Here is a 17,002-nt window from a genome sequence, read left to right as displayed (position 1 = left end):
GAAAAAACGGGGGGATAAACGATGATGCGTACGCCGTTCCGCCGGCTGCTGCTGTGCAGTTGCGCCCTGGCGGCCGTCGCCGGCCCGGCGCTCGCCCAGGAAGCCAGCCACGTCGAGGAAGTGATCGTCACCGCCGAGAAGCGGGAGGCGCGCCTGCAGGACGTGCCGGTGTCGGTCACCGTCGTCGGCCAGGCCCAGCTCGACGCGCTGAACGTCGCCAGCGGCACCGAGATCGCCCGCCAGACGCCGAACCTGCGGGTCTCCAACCTCGGCAACGAGGACCAGCCGAAGTTCTCGATGCGCGGCATCGCCACGCCGGACTTCAACCTCAACACCACCTCGCCGACCGGGGTCTTCTACGACGAGGTCTATGTGGCCAGCCAGTTCCTGGGCGGGCCCCAGATCTTCGACCTGGAGCGGGTGGAGGTGCTGCGCGGGCCGCAGGGCACGCTGTTCGGCAAGAACACCACCGGCGGGGCGATCAACTTCATCACCAGCAAGCCGACCTTCGAGGTCGGGGGCGACGTCACCGTCCAGGTCGGGAACAACGAGTACTGGAAGGCGACGGGCGCGGTGAACGCCCCGCTCATCGCCGACCGCCTCGCCGCGCGCCTGGCCTTCAACGCCTCGCAGAGCAACGGCTGGGTGACGAACTACAACCCCGCGGGCGAGGACCTGTCGTCGATCGACAACTACGCCCTGCGGCTCAGCCTGCTCTACACGCCCACCGACGACTTCGAGGCGATCCTGAAGATCGACCACTCGCGGGCCCATCCGACGAACATCGGGACGATCAACGTCGGCCTGCTCCCGGGCGGGACCAACGCCTTCGGGGTCAACCCGCGGGTCCATCCGGTGACCGGCCAGGCCTTCGACAATCACGAGGGCTGGTACGACCGCACCGACGGCGAGATCATCGTCGAGGGCGACGGCGCCACCCTGACCATGCGCAAGGACGCCGGACCCTACAGATTCACCTCGATCACCAACTACACCGAGGGCTTCTTCCTCAACCGGGTGGACGGCGACGGCTCCATCGCCCCGCTGCTGGCCATCGACTTCTACGCCGACACCTCGGAGTGGAGCCAGGACCTGCGGGTGGCCACCGACTTCGAGGGCCCGTTCAACTTCATCGCCGGCCTCTACTTCAGCCACGACGAGGTCGGCATCCGCACGGACTGGTGGTTCTTCGGCGGCGCCCTGGAGCGGTTCCAGCGCTACGACCAGGAGCGCTCGTCCTGGGCGGTCTATGTGGACGGCTCCTACGACTTCTCGGAGCAGCTCAGCCTCTACGGCGGGATCCGCTGGACGCACGACGAGGGCGAGATCGCCAACTTCCGGGTGACCGGGGCCGGCGCGCCGCCGATCCCCCCGCAGCCGACCAAGAGCTTCGAGGATTCCGCCCCCACCGGCCGCATCGGCCTGCGCGCCAAGTTCACCGACGACGTCATGGCCTATGTGCAGTACGCCCGCGGCTACCGCTCCAGCGCCATCAACGGCGGCGCGCTGTTCAACCCGGCCGACATCAACATCTCGGACCCGGAGTACCTCGACTCCTACGAGGTGGGCCTGAAGACCCAGCTGTTCGACCGCCGGCTGACGCTCAACTCCTCGGCCTTCTTCTACAAGTACATCGACCAGCAGTTCATCAATACGGTGACGGTCGGCCAGTCGAACGTCGTCAACGCCGGCGAGGCGCGGCTCTACGGCCTGGAGGTCGAGGCGGTCGCCCAGCTGACGCCGGAGCTCACCTTGCGGGCCGGCGGCGCCCTGCTCAGCGCCGAGTACACCGAGCTGTCGCTGGCCGGGATCTGCACTCCGCGGCTGATCGCCATCGGCGATTGCCCGGCCTCCCAGGCCGGCGCCTTCGTGAGCAGCAACCTGGCCGGCAACCGGCTGATCGAGGCGCCGGAGCGTTCCTTCAACGCGGCCCTCGACTACCGCCGCCCCCTCGCGGACGACCAGGCCGTCACCTTCCACGCCGATTTCAACTGGGTGGACGAGCAGTACTTCACGCCGCGCAACGATCCGCTGTCGCTGCTGCCCGCCTTCTCGGAGTGGAACGCCGAGATCGGCTACGAGCGCGGTCCGCTGCGGGTGGCGCTCTGGGGCAAGAACCTGTCGGACAACGACACCCCGGGCGGCATCGTCGGGCCCGACTTCGACACCTTCCTGCAGATCTTCCGCACGCCGGTCTACCCGCGCCGCTACGGGGTGGAGCTCAGCTACCGGTTCTGAGGGGGAGGGGCCGGCGCCCTCCGCCGCCGCGGCGGGGGCGCTTGCCTTCCTCCGCCGTCTTGGCCACGGTCGCGCCAGCAGCAGCGCTGAGAGTCCGCAGAGTCCGCATGTCCGCCCCCGTCCTGCGCCGGCACAAGGAGATCCTCGAGATCGCCCGGCGCACCGGCCGGGTGACGGTCGAGGCGCTGGCCGAACGGCTGGGCGTCACGCCCCAGACCATCCGCAAGGACCTCAACGACCTTTCCGCCAACAGCCTGCTCTCGCGGGTGCACGGCGGGGCGGTGATCACCTCCGGCATCGACAACCTCGCCTACGAGGCCCGCCGCGAGGTGGCAAGGGAGGAGAAGCGGGCCATCGGCGAGGCGGTGGCGGCCCTGATCCCCGACAACGCCTCCATCTTCATCAACATCGGCACCACCACCGAGGAGGTGGCCCGCGCCCTGGCGGCCCGCCGGGGCCTGCTGGTCATCACCAACAACCTGAACGTCGTCGACCTGCTCTACCGCCAGCCGGAGATCGAGGTGATCGTGGTCGGCGGGCGGGTCCGGGCTGTGGACCGGGCGGCCGTCGGCGCCTTCGCGGTGGACTTCATCCGGAGCTTCAAGGTCGATTTCGCGGTGATCGGCGCCTCGGCCATCGACGAGGACGGGACCCTGCTCGACTTCGACATGAACGAGGTCCAGGTCTCCCAGGCGATCATCCAGAACGCCCGCCAGGTGGTGCTCGCCGCCGACTCCTCCAAGCTCGGCCGGCCGGCGCCGGTCCGCATCGGCCACATCGGCGAGGTCAGCGTCTTCGTGACGGACAAGCTGGCGAGCCCGACCCTGCTCTCGGTCTGCGAGAGCCACGAGGTGCGTGTGGTCCAGACCGGCGGCTGAGGGGCTTGGCGGGACCGCTCCAATCCTGCGATACCCGGGTCAACTGACAGAAGAACCAAAGGGGGACCCATGCAACTCGACCGCCGCACACTGCTGCTCGCCGCCGGCGCCTGCGCCTTCGCGCCGGGCCTGGCCTTCGCCGCCCCGCCGATGGCCCGGCCGGAGGACGTCGGCTTCTCCTCGGCCAAGCTGAAGGCGCTGGGCGCCGAGATGCAGGCGCTGGTGGATCAGCAGAAGCTGGCGGGCGTCACCACCCTGCTCGCCCGCAAGGGCAAGGTGGTGCACTTCGAGTCCCACGGCGTCGCGGACCTGGCGACCAGGGCGCCCCTGCGCACCGACCACATCTTCCGCATCGCCTCGATGACCAAGCCGGTCACCGGCGTGGCGATGATGATGCTCTACGACGAGGGCAAGTGGGCCCTGGAGGATTCGGTCGAGAAATACATCCCGCAGTTCAAGGGCCTGAAGGTGAAGGCCGCCGACGGGAGCCTCGTCGACCAGGCCAGCCCGATGACCATGGCCCAGCTGATGAGCCACTCGGCGGGGTTCGACGTCTCCGCCGGCTACGAGGGGGCCAATCTGCAGGCGACCGACCTGCAGGGCATGATCGACAAGCTGGCGACGATGCCGCTCGCCTACCAGCCGGGGACCGACTGGCGCTACGGGCCGAGCGTCAACATCCAGGGCTACATCGTCGAGAAGCTCTCGGGGATGAACCTCAACGAGTTCTTCCAGACCCGGATCTTCCGGCCGCTGAAGATGGTCGACACCGGATTCTACGTGCCGGCCGAGAAGGCGGCGCGGGTGGTCAAGGTCAACACCTACGGCCCCGACGGCAAGATCATCCCCGCCCCGGCCGGCGGCGATCCGACCCGCGTGCCGACCTTCTGGTCCGGCTCCGGCGGCCTGCTCTCCACGGTCGAGGACTACTGGCGCTTCGCCCAGATGGTCGCCAACCGCGGCGAACTCGACGGCGTGCGGCTGCTCAAGCCCGAGACCGCCGTCCTGATGCGCAGGAACGTGCTGGCGCCCGGCGTGAAGGTCGACCTCTACGGCCCCAGCCAGGAGGGCGTCGGCTTCGGCATGGACTTCGCCGTACTGATGGATCCGGCCGCGGCCGGCACGCCCATGGGCCTGGACACCCACTGGTGGGGCGGCGCCTTCGGCACCTGGTTCTGGATCGACCCCACGAACGACATCGTCTTCGTCGGCTTCATCCAGAACCTGCGCGGCTCCATCCCCGGCGGCGGCACCCCGCCCATGCGCGACATCACGCCGAGGCTGGTCTACGCCGCGCTGGAGAACCCGAAGGCGTAGCGCGGGGCGGCCCCCTCCACCGCCTTCGGCGGTCCCCCTCCCCCAGGGGGGGGAGGAGAGACGCTGAGGCCGTTGCGATTCTCCTCCCCCTCTGGGGGAGGGGGACCACGCGCAGCGTGGTGGAGGGGGCTACCCCCGCCCGACGAACGGCATCTTCGTCGCCATCACCGTCATGAACTGCACATTGGCGCTGAGCGGCAGGCCGGCCATGTAGACGACGGCGCCGGCGACGGCGTCCACGTCCATCACCGGCTCTTCTCGCAGCGACCCGTCCGCCTGGGGGACGCCGGCGCTCATCCGGCGGGTCATGTCGGTGGCCGCGTTGCCGATGTCGATCTGGCCACAGGCGATGTCGTAGGCGCGGCCGTCGAGCGACGTCGACTTCGTCAGGCCGGTGATGGCGTGCTTGGTGGCGGTGTAGGCGACGGACCGCGGCCTGGGGCTATGGGCCGAGATCGAGCCGTTGTTGATGATCCGCCCGCCGCGCGGGTCCTGCGCCTTCATCATCCGGAACGCGCCCTGGGTGCACAGGAAGGCGCCGGTCAGGTTGACGTCCACCGTGCGCTTCCAGGCGGCCAGGTCCAGGTCCTCCAGCGGAACCGGCGGCGCGCCCGTCCCGGCGTTGTTGAAGAGGAGGTCGAGCCGCCCGAAGCGGTCCTGCACGGCGGCGAACAGGCCGGCCACCTGGGCCTCGTCCGCGACGTCCGCCGCGTGGACCAGGGTCTCGCCCTGGCAGGCCGCGGCGGTCTCCTCGAGGCGTTCGGCGCGACGGCCGGTCAGGGCGAGCGACCAGCCCGCCTGCGAGAGCGCCACGGCGCAGGCTCGGCCGATGCCGCTGCCGGCGCCGGTCACCAGCGCCACCTTCGCATCCGCCATTCCGCCCCTCCTCAGGCCAGGCTGATCCACCGCCTGGGCCAGCGCCAGCCCAGTGGCCGGACCTCGCCAGGCTTCAGCGCCAGCGACCTCACCACCTTCGGCGACAGTTCGGAGACCACGTGCACCGGCTCCAGGCCCTTCACGGGGCTGGTCGCCACCTCGCCGGCCAGCCGGGCCTTGTCGATGGCCGTCCACTCGGCCTTGGCGCGGTCGTCGTGCCCCACGGCGAAGAAGTGGCGCAGCGGCTCCGGCTCGCCCGCGACCTCCAGCATCACCCCGATCATCCACGCCATCGCCGAGCGATAGCACGATCCTGGCGCGGGCAAAGAGAAGGCCGGGCGCGGATCGCTCCGGCCCGGCCTCGGCTGACGCGGTATCGGGGGAGGACTCTACGGCGTCAGCACGACCTTGACGCAGCCGTCCTGCTTGTCGCGGAAGGTGCGGTAGAGCTCGGGGCCGTCCTCGAGCGAGCCCCGGTGGGTGATCATGAAGGTGGTGTCGATCTCGCCCTCCAGCACCCGCCGCAATAGGTCGTCGGTCCAGCGGTTCACGTGGGTCTGGCCCATGCGCAGGGTCAGACCCTTCTGGAACGCCGCGCCGAACGGCAGGAAGGCCGGGATGCCGCCGTAGACGCCGGGGATCGAGATGGTCCCGCCCGGCTGGCAGGCCATGATCGCCTCGCGCAGGGCGATCGGCCGCTCGGTCTCGAACTTCATCGCCGTCAGCGCCCGGTCGAACAGGGTGTGCAGCACATCGCCCCCGTCGGCCTCGATGCCGACTGCGTCGATGCATTTCTCGGGCCCCTTGCCGCCGGTCAGCTCCTTGAGGGCCTCCAGGACGTTGGCCTTCGAGTAGTCGATGACGTCGGTCGCGCCGGCCCGGCGGGCCATGGCGATCCGTTCGGGCTGCTTCTCGATGACGATGATCTTCTCGGCGCCCATGATCCTGGCGCTCTGGATGGCGAACAGGCCCACGGGCCCGGCGCCCCAGACGGCCACAGTGTCGCCCGGTTGGATGTCGGCCTGGGCCGCCGCCTGCCAGCCGGTGGGCAGGATGTCGCCCAGGAACAGCACCTGCTCGTCGGGCACGTCCTTCGGCACCACCACCGGGGCGTTGTCGGCCCACGGCACGCGCACGAACTCGGCCTGGCCGCCGGCATAGCCGCCGGTGATCGCCGAGTAACCGAACAGTCCGGCGGTCGTGTAGCCGTAGAATTTCTCAGCCAGCTCGGCGTTGCGGTTGGAGTTCTGGCACACCGAGTAGTTGCCCCTGGCGCACTGCTCGCACTCCCCGCACCAGATGGTGAACGGCACGACGACCTTGTCGCCGACCTTCAGCCGCACGACCTGGGAGCCGATCTCCACCACCTCGCCCATGAACTCGTGGCCGAGCACGTCGCCCTTGCACATGGTCGGGATGAAGCCGTTCATCAGGTGCAGGTCCGAGCCGCAGATGGCGCAGCTCGTCACCTTGATGATCGCGTCCCTCGGCTCCTCGATCTCGGGCTCGGGGACTTCCTCGCAGCGGATGTCCTTCTTGCCTTGCCAGGTGAGCGCCCGCATCACGCCGCCTCCTTCAGGTACTTCTGTCCGCTGGTGGAATTCTTCAGGCGCGCGAGTCGCCCGCTCGCCAGGGCGTCGATCGCCGTGACGCCGGCCACCGCCGCCGTGGCGGCCATGGCGTTCCTGCGCTTCGGGTTGTCCGGCCGCATCGCCACGGCGAGGGCGGCCAGGTCAAGCGCGTCGCCGCCGACCCGGGCCAGCAGCCACTGCGGATTGGCCGGCGCGGAGAGCACGCCCACGCCGGTGGCGATCTCCCGCGCGCCGAACGCGCGGATCAGCCAGGCGGCGGCCGGCGGCAGGCCGAGCGCGCGGGCGATGGGCCCGGCCGCGGCGATCTCGGCGACCCCCAGGGCGATGCTGAACCACCCTAGTCCGCCGGAGACGAGGGGCGTGACGGCCGGCTTGGCCCTCACCCGGTCGAGATGAACTTTCATGCGTGTCGGGCTCCCTTACGGGGGGCTCAACACCCGGCCCGTCGGCGCTGTTCCGGGCGAGGCGAGATTTCGGCGCCCCGCCCTGGGCGCCGCATTCCGATCCGTCCCGGGCTCGTGTACTGCCAAGTCAGAGACCCAATTGTTTGAAAGCCTTGGCATGACCGACCTGACCCGCCGCTCCGCCCTCGCCCTCGCCGCCGCGGCGGCCCTGCTGCCCGCCGTGGCCCGCGCCCAGGAGCGCGAGCCGGTGGTCTGGGACCTGACCGAGCTCTACCCGACGCTGGCGGCCTGGGAGGCGGAGAAGGACGCCATCGTCGCCGCCCTGCCGGGGCTCGCCGCCCACAAGGGCAAGCTGGGCGAGAGCGCGGGGTCGCTGCGCGCCGCCCTGCAGGCCGTCTCGGACCTCAACCGCCGACTCAACCGGATGTTCGTCTACGCCAGCCTGAAGGCCGACGAGAACCTGCAGGTCGCCGCCGACCAGGAGCGGCGCCAGCAGGCCACCGCCGTCTACGCCCAGTTCGCCGAAGCCGTCGCCTGGATGGAGCCGGAGCTGCTCGGCGTCGGCCAGGAGAAGGTGATGGGCTTCGTGGCCGCCGAGCCCGGCCTGAAGAACTTCCGTTTCCAGCTCACCGACCTGTTCCGCCGCGCGCCGCACATCCTGACGCCGGAGGGCGAGAAGGTGCTGGCCCTGGCCATCGACCCGGTCTCGGGCGTGAACGAGATCCGCAACCAGCTGGTGCTGTCGGACATCCCCTGGCCGGAGATCACCCTGCAGGGGCGCGGCAAGATCCGGCTCGACAACCAGGGCTACACCATCGCCCGCCAGTCGCCGATCCGGGCCGAGCGCAAGCAGGTCTTCGACCTGGTGTTCGGAACCTACAAGGCCTACGGCAGCACCCTGGGCGCCAACCTCTCGACCCAGGTGCGGGCCGACATCTTCCAGGCCAAGGCCCGCAACTACGGCTCGGCGCTGGAGGCGGCGCTCGGCCCGCCCAACATCCCGACCGCCGTCTACCGGACCCTGGTCGCCGAGGCGAACCGCGGGCTGCCGGTGCTGCACCGCTACTTCGATATCCGCCGCCGGCTGCTCGGCCTGCCGGACATGCACTACTACGACATCTATCCGCCGACCACGAAGCTGGACCGGACCTTCACCCTGGAGGAGTCGCGCAAGCTGACGATCGAGGCGGTCAAGCCGCTGGGGCCGGAGTACGTGGCCGAGCTCACCCGCGGTACGGGCGCCCGGTGGACCCACGCCTATCCGCAGAAGGGCAAGCGCTCGGGCGCCTACGTCAACGGCGGCGCCTACGACGTCCACCCTTACGTGCTGCTCAACCACACCGACGACTACGAGGGCCTGTCGACCTACGCCCACGAGTGGGGCCACGCCATCCACACGGTGCTGTCCAACAAGAACCAGCCCTACGAGACCGCCAACTACCCGACCTTCACGGCCGAGGTGGCCTCGACGGTCAACGAGGCGCTGCTGTTCGATGTGATGTTCAAGCAGGCGAAGACCAACGCCGAGAAGCTCTTCTACCTCGACAAGCTGTGCGAGACCTTCCGCGGCACCTTCTACCGCCAGACCATGTTCGCCGAGTTCGAGCTGGGCATCCATGAGGCGGCCGAGAAGGGCGAGGCGCTCTCCGGCGAGCGGCTCACCGCCATGTACCTGGACCTGCTCAAGAAGTACCACGGCCCGAAGGTGGTCATCGACCCGGCCTATGCGACCGAGTGGGCCTACATCCAGCACTTCTACTTCAACTTCTACGTCTTCCAGTACGCCACCAGCGTCACGGCGGCGACCTACTTCGCCGAGCAGATCCGCACCGGCGGCGCCAAGGCCCGCGACGCCTACCTCGGCGTCCTGAAGGCCGGCGGGTCGGACTACGGCTACGAGGTGCTGAAGCGCAACGGCGCGGACCTGGCCACCCCGGCCCCCTACCAGGCCCTGGTCGCGCGGTTCTCGAAGACCCTCGACCAGATGGAAGCCTTGATGGCCTGACCATCGACCTCTCCCTCCGCCTGCGGAGGGAGAGGTCAATCGCCGCCTCACGCCGCGGCGGCCTGCGCGCCGGCCAGCGACAGCGCCCGCTCGACCGCCTCGATCAGTCGGCCGGCCTCGATCGGCTTGGTCAGGTAGAGGTCCGCGCCGGCCGCCAGGCCCGCCGCCTCGTGCTCGGGCAGGGCGTTGGCCGAGAGCATGATCACCGGGGTGCGAGGCCGCGCCCCGCCCGCCTCCAGCGCCCGGATCGCCCGGGTGGCGGCCAGGCCGTCCATGTTCGGCATCTGCATGTCCATCAGCACCACATCGAACGGTTGTGTCCGGTAGAGCGTCAGCGCGGCCGCCCCGTCCTCGGCCTGGGCCAGCGCCACCGGCAGGCCGTCGAAGATCAGCTCGACGACCTTGCGGTTGATCGGATGGTCCTCGGCCAGCAGCACGCGGATCGGCGCGCCGGCCTCCAGGCCCTGCGGGCCTTCGGCGTCCGGGGCGGGGGGCGGCGCAGCTTCGGGCGCGGCGGCCAGCGACAGCTCCAGCCGGAAGGTGGAGCCGCGCCCTTCCTCGGACTCGGCGTCGAGCCGCCCGCCCATCAGCTGGGCCAGCCCCGCCGAGATCGACAGCCCCAGGCCCGAGCCGCCGAACTGGCGGGTGATGGAGCCGTCGGCCTGCTGGAAACGGGTGAAGAGGCGCGACTTGGCCGCCTCGTCGAAGCCGATGCCGGTGTCCGCCACCTCGATGACGAACCCCAGGGCGTCGGGGCCGGCGAAGCAGGCGCCGACCCGCAGGGCGACCGAGCCTTGCGAGGTGAACTTGATGGCGTTGCTGAGCAGGTTGCCGAGGATCTGCTTCAGCCGCACGGCGTCGCCCACCACCCGCCGCTCGACGCTGTCGGCGACCTCGACCTGGAAGCCGAGCCCCTTCTCCTCGGCCTTGGTGCGGAACAGCTCGGCCACCGCGCGGCAGGCCTCGCCCATGTGGAAGGGCTCGCAGGTGAGCTCCAGCCGCCCGGCCTCCACCCGCGCAAGGTCGAGGATGTCGGAGAGCTGGACCTGCAGGGTCTCGGCCGAGCTTTCGATCACCCCCACCAGCTCCCGCTGCCGCTCGTCCAGCCGGGTGCGGGCGAGCGCGCCGGCGACGCCCAGCACCCCGTTCAGCGGCGTGCGGATCTCGTGGCTCATGTTGGCCAGGAATTCGCTCTTGGCCCGGTTGGCGGCCTCGGCGGCGTCGCGGGCCCGGGCCAGCGCCTCCTCCGCCTGGCGCCGGTCGGAGACGTCGATCACCGCCGCCAGCAGGGCCGGCCGGCCGTCGAAGGTCAGCGGCCGGACGTAGGAGGTGATCTCCCGCATGCGGCCGCGCCCGTCGATCATGTCGTAGACCGGCGGCTCGTCGCCCGCGATCTCGCCGCGCAGGCGCCGCTGCGCCAGCTCCCGGTGCGGCGGCGTCAGGAAGTCGGTGATCTTCGAGGCGAGCAGTTGGCTGCGGTCCCGGCTCCAGGCGCGTTCGGCCGCCTCGTTGGCCTGCAGGATGCGGTGGGTGACGCGGTCGAACACGAACAGCGGCACGGGGTTGTCGTCGAACAGCAGCCGGAACGAGGCCTCGCGGGCGCGCAGATCGGCGGCAAGCCGCTCCATCTCCTGGGCCCGCCGAACGTTCTCCTCGCTGGCTCCGATCAGCAGGTTGAGCGCCGTGCCGACCCCGAGGTAGCGGCCCTGGTCGACGACGATGAAGCCGCGCAGGAGTTCGGACGGCGAGCCGTCCAGCGCCCGGGCCAGGAAGCTGTCGAGCGTCGTCTCGGCGTCGGTGATCAGCGGGTTGGGGTCCATCACCGCCCGGATCGGCCGCTTGGCGAACAGCGCCCGGCCGAACTCGGCGGCCATCTTCAGGAAGAAGGCGTTGCGCTCGACGATGCCGATGGGTCGCCGGTCCTCGTCGACCACGGCGATCGCCAGCAGGTCCGGCTGCTGGCAGAAGCGCTCGTAGACCGTCGCGCCGGTCGTCTCGGCGCCGACCGGCTCTATCGGCAAAGCAATCGTGCGGATCATCCCCGGCCCCCGAAAACCACGCCGCGAGCTAAAGGGGCGTGGTTACGGGGCGCTAAATCGCGCGGCCGGCAGCGCTCGAATATTTGCGAATATTTTGTGACATCCGAAAACTCAAGGTGTTAGCGGGCAAGGTTGCGGCTTGTTGCTTCGCACGTGACTGGTTGCGCGCCGCGCCACCTGTCGCCGCGCGCGTCAGCCGGCCACCAGCTCACCCGCCAGCGCCTGTTCGATCAGCGCCACGGTCCGCTCGATTCCGAAGATCGCCACGAAGGAGCCGAAGCGGGGGCCCTGGCTTTGGCCGAGGAGGACCTCGTAGAGGGCCTGGAACCAGGCGCGCAGGGGCTCGAAGCCGGCGGCCTTGCCCGCCTCGTAGACCTCGTTCTGGATCAGCTCCGCATCCTGGCAGCCGGCGGGCAGAGACTTGAGGCGCCGGACCAGGTCCTCCATGGCGGCGCGTTCCTGCGCGGTGGGCCCGCGGAACGTCTTCGCCGGCCGGACGAAGTCCTCGTAGTAGTTGATCGCGTAACCGGCCAGGCGGTCGAGCAGCGGCTCGCTCTCAGGGGTGGCGCCCGGCAGGTAGCGCGACAGGAAGCCCCAGAGGATCTCCTTGGTCGAGGCGTTGCCGGCGCTGACCAGGTTGAGCAGCAGCGAGAACGACACCGGCGAGCTCTTCTCCGGCGGGCTGCCACGGTGGACGTGCCAGGCCGGGTTGTCGATCTGGGCCGAGTTGTCGCCCTCGGCGCGCTTGCGGATCAGCGCGTCGAGCTGCTGCAGGTACTCGTCGGTCGCCTTGGGGATGACGTCGAAGTAGAGCCGCTTGGCCGACTTCGGCGACTGGTACATGTAGTAGGCCAGGCTCTCGGGCGCGCCGTAGCGCAGCCACTCCTCCATGGTCAGGCCGTTGCCCTTGGACTTGGAGATCTTCTGGTTGTTCTCGTCCATGAAGAGCTCGAAGTGGAAGGTCTCGGGGGGCGTGCCGCCGAGGATCCTGCACACCTGGCTGGAGACCTTGACCGAGTCGATCAGGTCCTTGCCGCTCATCTCGTAGTCGACTTCCAGCGCCGTCCAGCGGGTCGCCCAGTCGGGGCGCCACTGCATCTTCACGTGGCCGCCGGTGACCGGAACCTCGGTCAGGGTCCCGTCCTCGTCCGGGAAGACGATCGTCCCCTTCTCGAGGTTGCGCTCCAGGGTGGGCGCCTGCAGCACCTTGCCCGACTTCGGGCTGATCGGCAGGAAGGGGGAATAGGTGGCGCGCCGCTCTTCGCCCAGCGTCGGCAGCATCACCTTCTGGATGGCGTCGAACCGCTCCAGCGCCCGCAGCAGCACCGCGTCGAAACGGCCGGACTTGTAGCAGTCCGTCGCCGACATGAACTCGTACTCGAAGCCGAAGCCGTCGAGGAAGGCGCGCAGACGGGCGTTGTTGTGGGCCCCGAAGCTCTCGTGCTCGCCGAACGGGTCGCGCACGCTGGTGACCGGCTTGTCGCGGTCCTCCTCCAGGATGTGCCGGTTGGGCACGTTGTCCGGAATCTTCCGAAGCCCGTCCATGTCGTCGGAGAAGACGATCAGCTTGGAGGGGATGGCGTCCTCGGTCAGCGCGCGGAATGCGGTGCGGACAATGGTCGGGCGGGCCGCCTCGCCGAAGGTGCCCATGTGCGGCAGGCCCGAGGCGCCGAAGCCGCACTGGAAGACCACGGGCGTCGCGAGCTGCGGGAAGGTCTTCACCGCCTCGTAGGCCTTGCCCTCATTGATGAGGCTGGCGGCCAGGTCCCGCTCGGCGTCGGAGAGGCGAAGGCGCAGGATGCGCGCGAGCAGCGTGCGGGCCTCGGCGAAGGGCCAGCTCTTGGCCTCCCGGGCCAGATGGGAAAGTCCCTGAAGCATGGGGCGCGAGTAACGCCAGAGCGGCGCCTCTACAAGCGGAACCAACGGCGGCGCTTCGCGTCATTCGCAGCGGAGCTTGCCTGGGATCACCTCATGAACCGCCTCGTCATCGCCAAGCGCGCCCTGGGCGTCCTTTCCATCGGCATCGGCCTCGCCGCCTGCGTCGCCCCGCAGCGGCTGGCGCGGATGATCGGCCTCGACGCCGACCCGGGGATGATGAGCGCCTTCGGAGCCCGCGAGATCGCCGCCGGCTCGGGCCTGCTCTCGCCGGTGGAGCCCGGGCCGTGGCTGTGGATGCGCGTCGGCGGCGACGTCATGGACCTGGCCGCCCTCGGCGGCGCCGTGAAGCCCGAGAACCCGCGCCGCGCGGTGGCCGCCGCGGTCGCCGCCGTCGTCGGCGTCATCACCATCCTCGACCTGGCGCTCGCCGCCCGGGCGACGCTGAACCGGCGTGAGAACGAAGCGGCGGCGACTTAGGTCTTTCCCTGCCCTCATGGGAGGGAAGGGGTCATTCCTCCCCGCTCACCAGGAAATGCCCGCGCAGCGCGGCCACCGGGTTGTGGCGCTCCTCCTGCCAGGCCTCGACGTGGACGTTGGCGACGCGGCGGCCGACCTTGCGCACGTCGGCGCGGGCGTAGGTGGTCAGCGCCCGGGCCGGGCGCAGGTACTCGATGGTGATGTCGATGGTCTTGGCGGGCCGCGGCGTCTTCTGGGCCAGCGCCAGCTGGGCCAGCGCGGTCATCTCCATCATCGCGCCGACCACGCCGCCGTGCAGCGCCGGAAGGAAGGTGTTGCCGACGATATGCGGGGCGAACGGCAGGACGGCGGTCATCTCGTCGCCGGCCAGCTCGGCGCTCAACCCGATGAAGCGGGCGTAGGGCGTCCGCGCCAGGAAGGCCTGCAGCCGGTCGGCCGCCGCTTCGCTCACGCCGGGGCTCCCGACAGCATGAAGGCCGCCTGGGCGGTGGCCACCGGATCGTCCGGCGAGACGTCCCAGGCCTGGGCCCGCACGAAGGCGACCGAGCGGGTCAGCTTGTAGCAGTGGGCTTCGGCGACGATCCCCGCCCTCGGCTGGGCCGGCCGCAGGTAGTCGATACGCAGGTCCAGGGTCGCGGTCATCGAGGTGTCGCCGCGCGCCGCCTTGATGGCCAGACCGCAGCAGTGGTCGAGCAGGGCGGTCACGACGCCGCCGGCGATCACTCCCGTGTCGGGGTCGCCGACCAGGTCCTCGCGCCAGGGCACCCGCAGCGAACCGCGGTCCTCGCTCACCGAGACCACCTCCATGCCCAGCGCCGCCCCGTGCGGCACGTTGCGGATCATGTGCTCGGCGATGGCGGCGGCGGGAAGCGGCGGGTGGGCCATGGCAGCGGCTTAAGCCCCCGCTGCTCGGCCCGTCAACGCGGACCCCGCGTCAGGTTCGGCGGGAAAGCCCCCTCTCCGCCCCTGGAGAGGGGGTCCCTCGGGTGGGAGCCCCCCAACCCCGTACCCCTAGCGGCGGGCCAGCCGGATCGCCGTCTCGCCCCGGTGCAGGGCGGTGACGGTCGGATCGTCCAGCTGGGCGACCGCCTTGTCGACCATCTCGCCCCGGCAGGCGCCGACCGCCATCTGCACCCGCATGGAGCGGTCGCCGTGGCCGCCGCAGAAGCGGTCGGCGGCGAGGCGGATGCGGCGCAGGGCGGACTGGGCGCCGGCCTCGCTGGCGACGTTCAGGTCGCCCAGGCGGACGATCATGGAGTCCTCGGCGGCCTTGGCCAGGCCCGGCGTCAGCAGCAGGACGGCCGACGTGATCACGACGATGCGGTTCATTGTCTTCACTCCCTCTTCCTCTGAGCGCCGTCTTCTCGTCGGGCGGCGCGATGGCAGGGGTGTAGGCCCGCGGGTGCGATGCGCGCAGGTGCAGCGGCAGGGTCTTGGCCTGCGCACGGCGACGCCGCGATTTGCGCCCCCGGCCTGCAACGGTTGCGCATCGGCGCGGAACCGTTGCGCGGCGCGTTCGCGTTTGCGCCAGAGCGGCGCCTGTGTCCGCGGGGAGATGATGCTGTGATGAAGACGGTTGTGGTGAGCGCCGCAGCGGCGCTGGCGCTGGCGGCCTGCGGCCAGCCGGCGAACGAGCCGGAGCCTCAGGGCTCCAAGGTGGGCGCGGCCATGCCCGACACCAGCGCGCCGCGCGATCCGAACGAGCTGATGACCGCGCCGGACGCCGGCGCGACGGGCGTGGTCCCGGCCGACGGCTCGCAGCCGGCCGTGGCGCCGACCCCGCCGGTCGGCACGGCGGGCGGTGCGGCGGCGGCGCCGACAACGCCCGCGCCGGCCCAGTAGGTCAAACGGCCACCAGCGCGCCGGTGGCGACGGCCATCACGACCGCGAGAAGCGGCGTCAGGGCGAGGACGATGTTGGCCAGGCCGGCCAGGGGAAAAGCAGTATTCGTCATCTGGAACTCTCCGCGATCTCATTCGCGACGCGAGGATGCGTCCGTCTGGGTGGCGGTATAGTTCGACAGGCTGGTGAATACCCGTTAAGTCTGGTTCATGACCGCGAATTCACAACGTGAACACTTGGTAATGCGGGCCAGGCTCGCCTTGGCGCCGTGATCCGGCCCCAGGCTCTGCTCTGCCCGAAACCTGAAGGGCTCTACTGCGCCCCCGGCGATTTCTTTATCGACCCGGTGCGGCCGGTGGCGCGGGCGGTGATCACCCACGGCCACGCCGACCACGCCCGCGCCGGTCACGGGGCGGTGCTGGCGACGCCGCAGACCCTGGGCATCATGGCCGAGCGCTATGGCGAAGGCTTCGCCGAGGCGCGGCAGGCGGCCGCCTACGGCGAGGCGGTGGCCCGCGACGACGTGGAGGTGACTCTGGTCCCCGCCGGCCACGTGCTGGGATCGGCCCAGGCGGTGGTGCGCTGGAGGGGCCTGACCATGGTCGTCTCCGGCGACTACAAGCGCCGCCGCGACCCCACCTGCCCGCCGTTCGAGCCGGTCGCCTGCGACGTCTTCATCTCCGAGGCGACCTTCGGCCTGCCGGTCTTTCGTCACCCGGACGACGCGGAGGAGGTCCGCAAGCTGCTGCGTTCGGTGCGCCAGTTCCCCGAGCGCAGCCATATCGTCGGCGCCTACGCCCTCGGCAAGGCCCAGCGGATCATCGCCCTGCTGCGGGAGGCCGGCTGGGAGCGGCCCATCTATGTTCACGGCGCGCTGGAGCGGCTGAACCGGCTTTACGAGGGCCATGGGATCGATCTGGGCCCGCTCGAGCCCGCCACCAGCTCGGCGAAGAAGGCCGACTTCGCCGGCCAGATCATCGTCGCCCCGCCCGGAGCCCTCGCCGACCGCTGGAGCCGCCGCTTCCCCGATCCCGTCGCTGCCTTCGCCTCCGGCTGGATGCGGGTCCGCGCCCGCGCCCGACAGCGCGGGGTCGAGCTGCCCCTCGTGATCTCCGACCACGCCGACTGGGACGAGCTCACCGCCACCATCGACGAGATCCGCCCCGGCGAGCTGTGGATCACCCACGGCCGCGAGGAGGCCCTCGCCCGCTGGGCCGAACTGCACGGCGTCCCGGCCCGCGCCCTGGCCTTGGTCGGCTACGAGGAAGAGGACGACGACTGACCGCAGCGAGCGCCGGCCGCGCCGCCGCGCGAGCTATCGCCGGTTTGCCAAGCCCTGCTCGAAGCGGCGCGAAACCCCTCGAAAAGCACGAACTTAGCCGCGGAACACCCGTCGGCGCGTGCCACTTTGGGACTCGCGCTCAAGTTGGGCGCCCGCGCGCTATGAGTGCGTAGC

General features: G+C 70.5%; 16 protein-coding genes. 7 read left to right on the top strand and 9 right to left on the bottom strand.

The window, feature by feature from the left end; all coding sequences use genetic code 11:
• Positions 1 to 21: 21 nt before the first annotated feature.
• The 3 genes from ACFSC0_RS07235 to ACFSC0_RS07225 all read left to right on the top strand — a co-directional run bounded on the left by ACFSC0_RS07235 (position 22) and on the right by ACFSC0_RS07225 (position 4,433).
• A complete protein-coding gene (locus ACFSC0_RS07235) occupies positions 22 to 2,238 on the top strand; it encodes a TonB-dependent receptor (RefSeq protein WP_377355119.1) in 2,217 nt (738 codons plus the stop codon).
• A gap of 107 nt (positions 2,239 to 2,345) precedes the next feature.
• Positions 2,346 to 3,116 carry a DeoR/GlpR family DNA-binding transcription regulator gene (locus ACFSC0_RS07230; protein ID WP_377284326.1) on the top strand — a complete coding sequence of 257 codons (771 nt, stop codon included), beginning with the start codon at positions 2,346 to 2,348 and terminating at the stop codon, positions 3,114 to 3,116.
• Positions 3,117 to 3,185: 69 nt separating this feature from the next.
• A complete protein-coding gene (locus ACFSC0_RS07225) occupies positions 3,186 to 4,433 on the top strand; it encodes a serine hydrolase domain-containing protein (RefSeq protein ID WP_377284325.1) in 1,248 nt (415 codons plus the stop codon).
• 129 nt (positions 4,434 to 4,562) lie between these two features.
• Here the strand turns inward: ACFSC0_RS07225 and ACFSC0_RS07220 are convergent, their stop codons facing one another.
• The 4 genes from ACFSC0_RS07220 to ACFSC0_RS07205 all read right to left on the bottom strand — a co-directional run bounded on the left by ACFSC0_RS07220 (position 4,563) and on the right by ACFSC0_RS07205 (position 7,305).
• Positions 4,563 to 5,309 (bottom strand): SDR family oxidoreductase, encoded by a 747-nt coding sequence (locus ACFSC0_RS07220; protein WP_377284324.1) that lies wholly within the window; start codon positions 5,307 to 5,309, stop codon positions 4,563 to 4,565.
• Positions 5,310 to 5,320: 11 nt separating this feature from the next.
• Positions 5,321 to 5,602 carry a hypothetical protein gene (locus ACFSC0_RS07215; RefSeq protein WP_377284323.1) on the bottom strand — a complete coding sequence of 94 codons (282 nt, stop codon included), beginning with the start codon at positions 5,600 to 5,602 and terminating at the stop codon, positions 5,321 to 5,323.
• 96 nt (positions 5,603 to 5,698) lie between these two features.
• Complete coding sequence (locus ACFSC0_RS07210) at positions 5,699 to 6,871, bottom strand: zinc-dependent alcohol dehydrogenase (protein WP_377284322.1); 1,173 nt, start codon at positions 6,869 to 6,871, stop codon at positions 5,699 to 5,701.
• Positions 6,871 to 7,305: a hypothetical protein gene (locus ACFSC0_RS07205; RefSeq protein WP_377284321.1), complete on the bottom strand. Its 435-nt coding sequence runs from the start codon at positions 7,303 to 7,305 to the stop codon at positions 6,871 to 6,873. Before ACFSC0_RS07205 ends, ACFSC0_RS07210 begins: the two co-directional genes overlap by 1 nt.
• A 157-nt stretch (positions 7,306 to 7,462) precedes the next feature.
• On the opposite strand from ACFSC0_RS07205, the gene pepF reads away from it, so the two are divergent.
• A complete protein-coding gene (gene pepF, locus ACFSC0_RS07200) occupies positions 7,463 to 9,310 on the top strand; it encodes an oligoendopeptidase F (RefSeq protein ID WP_377284320.1) in 1,848 nt (615 codons plus the stop codon).
• 47 nt (positions 9,311 to 9,357) lie between these two features.
• Here the strand turns inward: pepF and ACFSC0_RS07195 are convergent, their stop codons facing one another.
• Both ACFSC0_RS07195 and ACFSC0_RS07190 read right to left on the bottom strand, forming a co-directional pair.
• Positions 9,358 to 11,349: a hybrid sensor histidine kinase/response regulator gene (locus tag ACFSC0_RS07195; protein WP_377284319.1), complete on the bottom strand. Its 1,992-nt coding sequence runs from the start codon at positions 11,347 to 11,349 to the stop codon at positions 9,358 to 9,360.
• Positions 11,350 to 11,541: 192 nt separating this feature from the next.
• Positions 11,542 to 13,227, bottom strand: a complete 1,686-nt coding sequence (locus ACFSC0_RS07190; protein ID WP_377284318.1) for a lysine--tRNA ligase — start codon at positions 13,225 to 13,227, stop codon at positions 11,542 to 11,544.
• A gap of 93 nt (positions 13,228 to 13,320) precedes the next feature.
• Here ACFSC0_RS07190 and ACFSC0_RS07185 point away from each other — a divergent pair, with 93 nt between their 5' ends.
• Positions 13,321 to 13,704: a hypothetical protein gene (locus ACFSC0_RS07185; RefSeq protein ID WP_377284317.1), complete on the top strand. Its 384-nt coding sequence runs from the start codon at positions 13,321 to 13,323 to the stop codon at positions 13,702 to 13,704.
• 31 nt (positions 13,705 to 13,735) lie between these two features.
• On the opposite strand, the gene ACFSC0_RS07180 is transcribed toward ACFSC0_RS07185, so the two are convergent.
• The 3 genes from ACFSC0_RS07180 to ACFSC0_RS07170 all read right to left on the bottom strand — a co-directional run bounded on the left by ACFSC0_RS07180 (position 13,736) and on the right by ACFSC0_RS07170 (position 15,033).
• The gene (locus ACFSC0_RS07180) at positions 13,736 to 14,155 is read right to left on the bottom strand and encodes a PaaI family thioesterase (protein ID WP_377284316.1); all 420 of its coding nucleotides are present in this window, start codon (positions 14,153 to 14,155) and stop codon (positions 13,736 to 13,738) included.
• On the bottom strand, positions 14,152 to 14,589 hold the full coding sequence (locus ACFSC0_RS07175) for a PaaI family thioesterase (protein ID WP_377284315.1): 438 nt from the start codon (positions 14,587 to 14,589) through the stop codon (positions 14,152 to 14,154). The genes ACFSC0_RS07180 and ACFSC0_RS07175 overlap by 4 nt, the downstream gene beginning before the upstream one ends.
• A 126-nt stretch (positions 14,590 to 14,715) precedes the next feature.
• Positions 14,716 to 15,033: a UrcA family protein gene (locus ACFSC0_RS07170; RefSeq protein WP_377284314.1), complete on the bottom strand. Its 318-nt coding sequence runs from the start codon at positions 15,031 to 15,033 to the stop codon at positions 14,716 to 14,718.
• A 237-nt stretch (positions 15,034 to 15,270) separates the two neighbouring features.
• On the opposite strand from ACFSC0_RS07170, the gene ACFSC0_RS07165 reads away from it, so the two are divergent.
• Positions 15,271 to 15,546: a hypothetical protein gene (locus tag ACFSC0_RS07165; protein WP_377284313.1), complete on the top strand. Its 276-nt coding sequence runs from the start codon at positions 15,271 to 15,273 to the stop codon at positions 15,544 to 15,546.
• A gap of 268 nt (positions 15,547 to 15,814) precedes the next feature.
• Positions 15,815 to 16,828: a ligase-associated DNA damage response exonuclease gene (locus tag ACFSC0_RS07160; protein ID WP_377284312.1), complete on the top strand. Its 1,014-nt coding sequence runs from the start codon at positions 15,815 to 15,817 to the stop codon at positions 16,826 to 16,828.
• Positions 16,829 to 17,002 lie beyond the last annotated feature (174 nt).

This window comes from Phenylobacterium terrae, assembly GCF_042681205.1.
Classification (GTDB): domain Bacteria; phylum Pseudomonadota; class Alphaproteobacteria; order Caulobacterales; family Caulobacteraceae; genus Phenylobacterium; species Phenylobacterium terrae.
Note: the sequence above shows the minus strand (reverse complement) of the source record. Positions and strands in the feature narration are given on the sequence as shown.